The sequence below is a fragment of the Photobacterium galatheae genome (assembly GCF_000695255.1).
Taxonomy (GTDB): Bacteria; Pseudomonadota; Gammaproteobacteria; order Enterobacterales; family Vibrionaceae; genus Photobacterium; species Photobacterium galatheae.
Genome location: NZ_JMIB01000034.1, coordinates 102,916 through 112,729, shown reverse-complemented (window position 1 = coordinate 112,729; position 9,814 = coordinate 102,916). Strand labels below are relative to the sequence as shown.

7 protein-coding genes are annotated in these 9,814 nt (G+C 50.0%); 1 reads left to right on the top strand and 6 read right to left on the bottom strand.

The annotated features are described in order from the left end of the window. Positions 1 to 544: 544 nt before the first annotated feature. Genes cysQ through cysG form a run of 6 tightly spaced genes read right to left on the bottom strand, consistent with a single transcriptional unit; the run spans position 545 to position 7,450 of the window. On the bottom strand, positions 545 to 1,288 hold the full coding sequence (gene cysQ, locus EA58_RS17095) for a 3'(2'),5'-bisphosphate nucleotidase CysQ (RefSeq protein ID WP_036755617.1): 744 nt from the start codon (positions 1,286 to 1,288) through the stop codon (positions 545 to 547). A 15-nt stretch (positions 1,289 to 1,303) separates the two neighbouring features. Further along, complete coding sequence (gene cysC / locus EA58_RS17090; protein ID WP_036755614.1) at positions 1,304 to 1,921, bottom strand: adenylyl-sulfate kinase; 618 nt, start codon at positions 1,919 to 1,921, stop codon at positions 1,304 to 1,306. Positions 1,922 to 1,945: 24 nt separating this feature from the next. Then, positions 1,946 to 3,673: an SLC13 family permease gene (locus EA58_RS17085; protein WP_036755611.1), complete on the bottom strand. Its 1,728-nt coding sequence runs from the start codon at positions 3,671 to 3,673 to the stop codon at positions 1,946 to 1,948. Positions 3,674 to 3,679: 6 nt separating this feature from the next. After that, positions 3,680 to 5,104 carry a sulfate adenylyltransferase subunit CysN gene (gene cysN / locus EA58_RS17080; protein WP_036755609.1) on the bottom strand — a complete coding sequence of 475 codons (1,425 nt, stop codon included), beginning with the start codon at positions 5,102 to 5,104 and terminating at the stop codon, positions 3,680 to 3,682. Between the two features lie 11 nt (positions 5,105 to 5,115). Continuing rightward, on the bottom strand, positions 5,116 to 6,024 hold the full coding sequence (cysD, locus tag EA58_RS17075) for a sulfate adenylyltransferase subunit CysD (RefSeq protein ID WP_036755605.1): 909 nt from the start codon (positions 6,022 to 6,024) through the stop codon (positions 5,116 to 5,118). A 13-nt stretch (positions 6,025 to 6,037) separates the two neighbouring features. Then, positions 6,038 to 7,450, bottom strand: coding sequence for a siroheme synthase CysG (cysG, locus tag EA58_RS17070; RefSeq protein ID WP_036755602.1), 1,413 nt, complete (start codon positions 7,448 to 7,450; stop codon positions 6,038 to 6,040). 395 nt (positions 7,451 to 7,845) lie between these two features. On the opposite strand from cysG, the gene EA58_RS17065 reads away from it, so the two are divergent. After that, a complete protein-coding gene (locus EA58_RS17065; protein WP_036755599.1) occupies positions 7,846 to 9,801 on the top strand; it encodes a bifunctional 2',3'-cyclic-nucleotide 2'-phosphodiesterase/3'-nucleotidase in 1,956 nt (651 codons plus the stop codon). The last annotated feature ends 13 nt before the right edge of the window (positions 9,802 to 9,814 follow it).

Genomic DNA, 9,814 nt, shown 5'->3' with positions numbered 1-9,814 from the left:
ATTGTTAAAGAACGTTGACTCAACGTTTATCTCGTCGGTCAGAGGCTGCGTATAATACCGAGCCAATTTTCTTAGTCAAGCACTATTTTGAAAATAATTTCCAAAACCCTTCCTAACCAAGCACTCACTTAAGAAAACATCAAGATTCATCACCTTGATTACATATTTCAGCAAGAGCGCGCATTTTACAAAGATAAAAAACACTGTCAACCAGATTTTATTACCTATTTTGCGCACCTTTCAGTTCACCACAAGTTATTCACAAGTTACGAAGAACTTATTCAAATGCTGTTGTGCCCTGTCAGTGAGGCGGCATTATAGGGAGTAATTCAGATGCAGCAAGTGTTTTTTTATCATTTTATCGCGAAAGGTGATCTTTTAACCTGAAACAGCTAAAAAACACAGAAAAGCAGCAATCATGGCACTCAGAGAGATGTCGATGCGAATAGCATTAACCCAAAGACAGGGATATTCCCGCTAAATCGATTAAAAAAAGACAGATTCAATAAAAAAGTCCGCCGTAATACTAGGCGGACTGAGTCGATTACTTGTAGGAAACAAGAAAGAATGGGTTCAACAGATCTTCACGGTGATATTGCAACGGCGATTCGTTCAATAAAGTGACCTTCGCACCAGCACTTTCTGCAATACACTGCCCGGCAGCAGTATCCCACATCATGGTTGGCCCCAACCGCGGATAGTATTGTGCGCGTCCTTCAGCAACCAAACAAAACTTCAGTGATGATCCGACTTCCGTCATTTTGTGTTGGCCCAATTTCTCTAAAAAGTCGGCCATATCCGGACTTGGATGCGAACGACTGCCAACGACAGTCGGAATAGTTGCTTCTCTGGTACGGATCTGATCACGCCCAGCTTTGGTTTGCAGCCAGGCTTTATGACTGTCACCCAACCATGTTTTATCCAGTGCCGGCGCATGTACAACGGCCAGCACGGACCTTCCCTGTTTGATCAATGCAATATTCACCGTGAACTCACCGTTTTTACGCAGGAACTCTTTTGTTCCATCCAGTGGATCCACCAGCCAAAAAGATTCCCAGTGTTGACGCTGCTGCCATTCCGTGTGGGCAGACTCTTCAGAAAGAATGGGAATCTCAGGTGTTAGCTCTGACAGGTGTCGGACAATCACTGCGTTCGCGGCCAGATCCGCTTCCGTCACAGGACTGCTATCGGCTTTTTCTTTAACCTGAACATTGCTGTGATAGTAATCCATAATGACTTGCCCGGCTTCCAGGGCAATCTGATAGATAGGCTCCAGTAGTACGCTCACGCTTGACTCCTTGTCTTATATAATATGACGCTGTTTTAACGCTTCCATACACAGAGTGACCAGCGTATCCACCGATGTCTCTCCCGCGTGAAGATGAATCTCTGGGGTTTCTGGTGGCTGATACTCAGAATCAATGCCAGTAAAATCTTTAATTTCACCAGCCCTGGCTTTTTTATACAGACCTTTCGGGTCACGTTTCTCGCATTCAGCCAGGGGTGTATCGACAAAAACTTCGATGAATTCACCTTCCGGCAGCAGATCTCTGACCAACTGACGTTCTGCGCGGTGAGGAGAGATAAATGCAGTCAATACAATCAGACCAGCATCCGCCATCAGTTTTGCCACTTCACCAATACGGCGGATGTTTTCTTTTCGATCCTCTGATGAGAAGCCGAGATCCTGACACAAGCCATGACGGACATTATCACCATCCAGCAAATAAGTATGAAATCCCTGCTCTGCCAGACGATTTTCCAATGCGCCTGCAACTGTCGATTTGCCTGCACCACTCAACCCGGTAAACCAGAGCACACAGGGTTTTTGATTTTTCAGCTGAGCACGCTGTGCTTTATCTGTCTGGTGATTGTGCCAGACCACATTTTCATTTTCATGGGGTTGAACGACAGCGGTCATTGTACACTCCGTTGCTAAAACACATTAAAAAGGAAAAAACTGCGGGATCAGGGCCAGTACGACCACTGAATACATGACAGAAAATGGCAACCCGATTCTCAGATAGTCACGCAGTTTATAATTCCCTACGGTGTAAACGAGCAGATTCGTCTGATAACCATAAGGAGAAATAAAGCTGGCACTGGCCCCGAACAGAACAGCCATGATAAATGGCATCGGATCGACGCCGTAACTCAGCGCCAGGCTGTAAGCCAAGGGGAATGATAATGCTGCGGCTGCATTGTTCGTTACCAGCTCTGTCATCAATAAGGTCAGCAGATATACGGCCACTAAGCCACCGTACACCCCCCAGCCATTAAAAGATGTCATCATCAGGTTACCCATCCGCTCCGAAAGGCCACTGGTCAGCATTAACTGAGCAAGTGATAACGCAGAGCCAACAATCACAACAATATCAATTGGGAAACGACGGCGGATTTCGGCAAAACTGATCATGCCAGTTGCAAGCAGCACCAGCAGATAGCCCGCCAGTCCTTTAATTAATGGCAGAATATCCAATAAAGCAGCGGCAATCACCGCAACAAACCCACCAAGAACCGCCATGCTTTTTGAACTATCCAGACGGGCGCTGGAGTCCAAACCATTGATCAGAACGAACTCACGGTTGAGCGTCTGTTTTTTCTCATGAAAGGTTTTACCGGGTACAATCACCAAGGTATCCCCCGGGTGCAGCTCAATATTACCTAACCCACCCGCCAATCGTTCATGTCCGCGGCGAATCGCAACAACAACCGCATCAAAGCGCTCACGAAAGCGGACATCTTTGAGCGATTTTCCCCGAATTCCCGCGGAGTGGCTGACAACCACCTCCATCATCGACTGACCATTCAGATGATGCTGGCCGAATAATTTCAACCCCTCGATTTCCTGCAGCGTCGTAACACTTTCGACGTCGCCGCAAAACAGCAGATTATCGCCGACATGCAGCACCGTCTCAGGACAGACCGGCGCAATAGTTTGACCATCACGAATAATTTCAGCCAAAAACAGACGACGCAGGGCACGCAAACCATTTTCTGCGACCGTTTTTCCAGCCAGTGGCGACCCCTCAGTGATCCTGGCTTCAAGAAAGTAAGGGAGTTCGTCCTGACTACTGTCATCATAGGTTGGCAACAGATGGCTCAAAGGGATCAAGATCACCAGCCCAGTCAGTAAAACCGCCAGTCCAATCATTGATGGGGCAAAAAATCCCAGACTGGGTAATCCCGCATCTTCAACAAAGCTGTTAACGATTAAGTTCGTTGAAGTGCCAATTAAAGTCAGTGTTCCACCCAAAATGGCAGTATAAGAAAGCGGAATCAACAAGCGGGACGGCGCATGGCGCTGATTACGTTTCACCGCTCCAATCAGAGACACCACCACAGCCGTGTTATTTGTAAAAGAGGACAAAAACGCCGTCGACAGGCCAAGTTTGGCAACAACTGACGTCTGTCCCCCTTGAGAGATCTGGCGCCCGACCCAACTGATCAGGCGCGTTTTTTCCAGTGCAATAGAAACAAGGATCAACAAAACCAGAGTCAGCAACGACGCATTGGTGAAGTTACCAGCCAAGGTCGACAGCTCGATCATCCCGGTTTGAAAACCGACAAAAGCCGCCCCTGCAAACAAGAACGCAGGTTTAATTCTGGTGGTGATCAGACAGGTGACGATCACCACCAGCATGGCCAGTACCAGGGCTTGTTCCCATGCCATAGGCAATTACCCCAGCAACTTACTGAGATCTTTGGCACCCCAGTGCGGGAAGTGCTTGCGGATCAGGGCATTCAGTTCGACTTCAAACGCACTGTAATCCTGCTGAGTCGGTGCAAATTCTGCCAGTGCTTCACGCACCATCCCCGCCCCCACAGTCACATTCGTCAGACGGTCGATGAGAATGAAACCACCGGTGTCAGCGCAGTCCTGATATGAATCAATCGTAATTGACTCATTCAACGAAACTTCACACAAGCCGATTCCGTTCAATGGCAATACATCTGTAGTAAAGGTCTCAAGGTTATTGATATCCACCTGATGACGAATTGCACTCACCGAACCCACGGTTTTCTTCCCTGCAACTTTGATATCGTAGTGACGGCCAGCTTCCAGAGGCGCTTCAGCCATCCAGACAATGTCAGCCAGAAGCTGGTTACTCAGCGGCACTTCATCTCCCGCGTGAACAATCGTATCGCCACGGCTGATATCAATTTCATCGTTCAGCGTCAGTGTGATGGCCTGACCTGAATGTGCTTCCGTCAGATCACCATCAAAAGTGACAATGCGGGCAACCGTTGATGTCTTCCCTGACGGCAACACTTTCACGGCATCCCCGACTTTCACAGTCCCTGATGCCAGCGTGCCGGCGAAGCCTCGGAAATCCAGATTCGGACGATTTACATATTGAACCGGGAAGCGCAGTTCGCCATCGTCTTTCTGATTGACTTCAACGTCTTCCAGTAATGACAGCAGCGACTCACCCTGATACCAAGGCGTATGTTCACTGAGCGTCACAACATTATCTCCGTCCAGCGCCGACAGTGGCACCAGCTGGATATTGATATCCGAATTTAGTTTTTCAGCAAACGTCAGATAATCATCACGGATCTGCTCAAAACGTGCTTGTTCAAAGCCCACCAGATCCATCTTATTCACAGCCACCACAAACTGGCGAATCCCCAGCAGGCTGGCAATGTAAGAATGACGGCGGGTCTGATCCAGCACACCTTTACGGGCATCAATCAGAATCACCGCGACATCACAGGTTGATGCACCGGTCGCCATGTTCCGAGTGTACTGCTCATGTCCCGGCGTGTCGGCAATAATAAATTTGCGTTTCTGGGTCGAGAAATAGCGGTAAGCCACATCAATGGTGATCCCTTGCTCACGCTCAGCCTGCAGACCATCCACCAGCAAAGCCAGATCCGGCTTGCTGCCTGTGGTACCGACTTTCTGGCTGTCCGCATGAATTGCGGCCAGCTGATCTTCATAAATTTGCTGAGAATCATGCAGCAAACGGCCAATCAGGGTACTTTTACCGTCATCCACTGAACCACAGGTCAGGAAACGAAGCAGAGACTTATTCTGGTGCTGATCCAAATAGGCTTCAATGCCCAGCTCAGCCACTTGTTGTTGAATTGCGCTGTTCATGTCCCGACTCCTTAGAAATAACCCTGACGTTTCTTCAATTCCATGGAACCAGACTGATCGTGATCGATCGCCCGTCCCTGACGCTCACTGGAGGTCGCAACCAGCATTTCTTCAATGATTTCCGGCAAAGTGCTGGCCTCAGATTCAATCGCACCGGTCAGCGGGTAACAGCCCAGCGTCCGGAAACGCACGCTCTTCTGTTGAATCTCTTCACCCGGACGCAGTTTCATGCGGTCATCATCGACCATGATCAGCATGCCATCGCGTTCAACGACAGGACGTACCTGAGACAGATACAACGGGACAATCTCAATGCCTTCCAGATAGATGTATTGCCAAATATCCAGTTCGGTCCAGTTCGACAGCGGGAAAACACGAATACTTTCGCCTTTGTTGATCTGGCCGTTATAAGTCCGCCACAGTTCAGGACGCTGGTTCTTCGGATCCCAGGTGTGGTTTTTATCCCGGAAAGAATACACACGCTCTTTCGCACGGGATTTCTCTTCATCACGACGGGCACCGCCAAAGGCAGCATCAAAGCCATATTTGTTCAGTGCCTGCTTCAGACCCTGGGTTTTCATGATGTCCGTATGCTTGGAAGAGCCATGCTCAAATGGGCTGATCCCCATCGCCATCCCTTCCGGATTTTTGTGCACCAGCAAATCGAAACCGTATTTTTTTGCTGTGGCATCGCGAAAGGCGATCATCTCGCGGAATTTCCAGTCGGTATCCACGTGCAACAGTGGAAACGGGATTTTTCCCGGATAAAAAGCTTTACGGGCCAGGTGTAGCATCACCGATGAATCTTTACCGATGGAGTACATCATCACTGGGTTATCGAACTCAGCGGCGACTTCACGGATGATATGAATACTCTCCGCTTCGAGCTGCTTAAGGTGGGTAAGGCGTTTCGGATCCATCTTTCTCTCCATGTTAAGCCAGGCTCACGACAGCGGGGTGTGGTTGCCCTTGTTGTTCCTGCTTTCCGAACCAATGTAATTTCTGCGCGAGGTTCACCACTTCACCCACCACAATGAGTGATGGTGATTCCGCGTGCTCTGCCAGTTGAGCCAATTCACTCAACTGACCTTTGTAAATTTTTTGCGATGCCTGCGTGCCTCTCTCAATAATAGCAATCGGTGTTTCTGCGGCACGGCCATGTTCAATTAACTGTTGCTGGATGTGGCTCGACTTCATCAGGCCCATATAGATCACCAGCGTCTGCTTGCCACGCGCCAGTGTGGACCAGTCGAGCGTATCGCTGTCCGGCTTGGTATGACCGGTGATAAACATGGCACTCTGAGCGTAATCACGGTGTGTCAGCGGAATCCCGGCATAGGCAGTCGCGCCTGCAGCCGCCGTAATTCCCGGAACGACCTGAAACGGAATCCCGGCATCAAAGAGTACTTCCAGTTCTTCACCACCCCGGCCAAACATGAAAGGATCTCCCCCTTTCAGTCGTACCACGCGTTTACCCTGGCTGGCATATTCCACCAGCAGGCGGTTGGTTTCTTCCTGAGGCACACTGTGGAAACCGGCACGTTTGCCGACGCAGACCAGCTCGGCATCCCGGCGGACCAGATCCATGATTTCATCGGAGACTAAGTAGTCGTACAGCACCACATCTGCCTGTTGCATCAGTTGCAGGGCGCGGAGCGTCAGTAAACCGGCATCGCCAGGACCCGCACCAATCAAGGCAACCTGTCCCTGTATGGCAACTTGTTGGGACTGACGGATCAGCTCCTGTTCGGCTTCCTGCTCTCGACCCGCCGCAACCAGCTCTGCAAAACGGCCATCAAAGGCCTGCTCCCAGAACAGACGGCGTGCCGTCAGACTTTTCACGGTATTTTTCAGACGATCCCGGAAATTTCCCGCCAGTGTGGCCATTTTTCCGAGATGCTGGGGTAACAGAGCTTCCAGCTTCTCGCGAACCAGACGAGCCAGCACCGGCGCTTTGCCAGAAGAAGAAATCGCGACAATAATCGGGGAGCGATCGACAATCGAAGGCACAATAAAGCTGCAGCGTTGGGTATCATCCACCACATTGACCAGTACCTGGCGTTGATTGGCAGACTGGTACACCAGTGCATTGATGGCTTTGCGATCCGTGGCAGCAATCGCCAGGAAGATGCCATCGAGATGCTCAGGCGTAAATTGATCAGCCAGAAGCGTCACCTGACCGTTTTTGATCGCCTGTTGAAAATCAGCATTCAGCTCAGGAGCAATCACACGGACGTCGGCACCGGCTTTCAGCAGCATTCGGGTTTTACGCCAGGCTACTTCTCCACCGCCTACTACCAGGCATGGACGACGCTTTAAATCGGCAAAAATTGGTAAATAGTCCATAGTCGCTGCTCATACTCGCTGTAATTAACAGCACTATAGACGGGGCAGGATATTACCTGAAATTCTAAAATTTCATTTTTTATTCCCAAAAGTTTAGCCTGAACGACTTTCGCGCCTTTCAGGATGCATCTGTCTGACTCAGGCCGGATATCCGGGCTAACACCTTATAAAACAACTCATTTTTCAGCTCGACACACTCCGCAATTGCTTATCTTATGCCATTCTGTTCTAACGCAAGGACGCAGAAACACCTCGCCTGACTTCCCATCGCCCCAACCGCTTACATACGCATCAAACGAAACTCGTGTCACATAACTGACAAGCACTTGCAATTCAGAAACCGTATTTTTGCTACCTTTAGCGCGTTCCTATTGTTCATAATCACGGTGAAAATCATGTCTTTAAGCGTCAAACCACTTTCCATCGCCGTACTGGGTGCACTGCTGGCCACGGCTGGTCCTGCACTGGCAGACACCATTCAGCTGCGTATTCTCGAAACGACTGACATTCACGCCAATGTCATGGACTACGACTACTACAAAGACAAAGCCACAGAAAAAACAGGTCTGGTCCGCACCGCTACGCTGGTCGAACAAGCCAGAAAAGAAGTGACCAACAGTGTCCTGGTTGATAACGGTGACCTGATCCAAGGCAGTCCAATGGGCGACTACATGGCCGACAAAGGACTGAAAGCCGGCGATGTTCACCCGGTTTATAAAGCGATGAACCAACTGGATTACGAAGTCGGGAACATCGGAAACCACGAGTTCAATTACGGCTTAGATTTCCTGAAAACAGCCCTGCAAGGGGCGAACTTCCCTTATATCAATGCCAATGTGTATGACCTTAAAACGGGCAAGAACCTTTTTCAGCCATACCTGATCAAATCCTACCGCCTGAAAGATACAAACGGGGATGTGCATGACATCAAGATTGGCTACATCGGCTTTGTTCCACCTCAGATCCTGATCTGGGATAAAAAGAATCTGGAAGGCAAAGTCGAAGCAAAAGATATCAAACAAACCGCGGAATACTTTGTCCCGAAAATGAAAGCTGAAGGCGCAGATGTGATCGTGGCAATTCCCCACTCAGGTGTCTCCGCCGATCCATACCATGCGATGGCAGAAAACTCAGTGTACTACCTCACCGAGGTGGCTGGCATTGATGCCATTGCCTTTGGTCACTCCCATGCTGTATTCCCGAGCAATACTTTCGCCAGCCTGCCGAAGACCGATCTCGCGACCGGAACCATCAACGGCGTACCGTCTGTGATGCCGGGACGTTGGGGCGATCATCTGGGTGTGATTGATCTGGTGCTGATGCAACAAAACGGGAAATGGACGGTGACACAAGGTCAGACCGAAGCTCGCCCAATCTTCGAAAATGGTAAAGCACTGGTGACAGCCGACAGCAAGTTGCTGGCTGCCGTGGCCAATGACCACAAAGGGACACGTCAATTCGTGAATCAGCCCATCGGCAAAGCCAGTGATGTGATGTACAGCTATCTGGCACTGGTTCAGGACGACCCAACAGTGCAGATCGTCAACATGGCTCAGAAAGATTATGTGGAACGCTTCATTCAGGGCGACCCGAATCTGGACGGGATTCCGGTGCTGTCGGCAGCCGCGCCGTTCAAAGCCGGAGGCCGGGCAAATGATCCGGGCAACTACACCGAAGTCGAAGCCGGCCAGCTGACTTTCCGCAACGCAGCCGACCTCTACCTCTACCCGAATACCCTGGTCGCACTGAAAGTGACCGGAAAAGAAGTGAAAGAATGGCTGGAGTGTGCTGCCGGTCAGTTCAATCAGATTGACCTGACATCCAGTGCCCCACAATCTTTGATCAACTGGGAAGACTTTCGCACCTATAACTTTGATGTGATTGACGGCGTGCAGTATCAGATTGATGTGTCACAACCCGCCCGTTATGACGGTGATTGCAAACTGGTAAATCCGAAAGCGGAACGCATCAAGCAACTGACCTATCAGGGCAAAGCGCTCGATCCGGCCCAGCCATTCATGATTGCCACCAACAATTACCGGGCCTACAGCGCTAAATTTGCCGGAACCGGTGAGCAGTATGTCGCCTTCTCTGCCCCGGATGAAAACCGCACCGTGCTGGCCAATTACATCAGCCGGGTCAGTAAAGACAAAGGACAAGTTGTGCCAAGTGCCGACAATAACTGGCGTTTTACACCACTGAAAAGTGCAACATCGCTGGATATTCGCTTTGAAACTTCGCCAAGCACCAAGGCAACTGACTTTATCAAAGTCAAAGGCCAGTATCCGATGAAGCAGGTTTCAACCAACGCCGAAGGCTTTGCGGTGTACCGAATTAATCTGCAAGGCTGAGCCTGACCACCTC

Coding starts and splice junctions, on each gene's coding strand:
- cysC (WP_036755614.1), bottom strand. CDS start 1,921: ATGACCGCTGTCGTTCAACCCCATGAAAATGAAAATGTGGTCTGGCAC.
- EA58_RS17085 (WP_036755611.1), bottom strand. CDS start 3,673: ATGGCATGGGAACAAGCCCTGGTACTGGCCATGCTGGTGGTGATCGTC.
- cysN (WP_036755609.1), bottom strand. CDS start 5,104: ATGAACAGCGCAATTCAACAACAAGTGGCTGAGCTGGGCATTGAAGCC.
- cysD (WP_036755605.1), bottom strand. CDS start 6,024: ATGGATCCGAAACGCCTTACCCACCTTAAGCAGCTCGAAGCGGAGAGT.
- cysG (WP_036755602.1), bottom strand. CDS start 7,450: ATGGACTATTTACCAATTTTTGCCGATTTAAAGCGTCGTCCATGCCTG.
- EA58_RS17065 (WP_036755599.1), top strand. CDS start 7,846: ATGTCTTTAAGCGTCAAACCACTTTCCATCGCCGTACTGGGTGCACTG.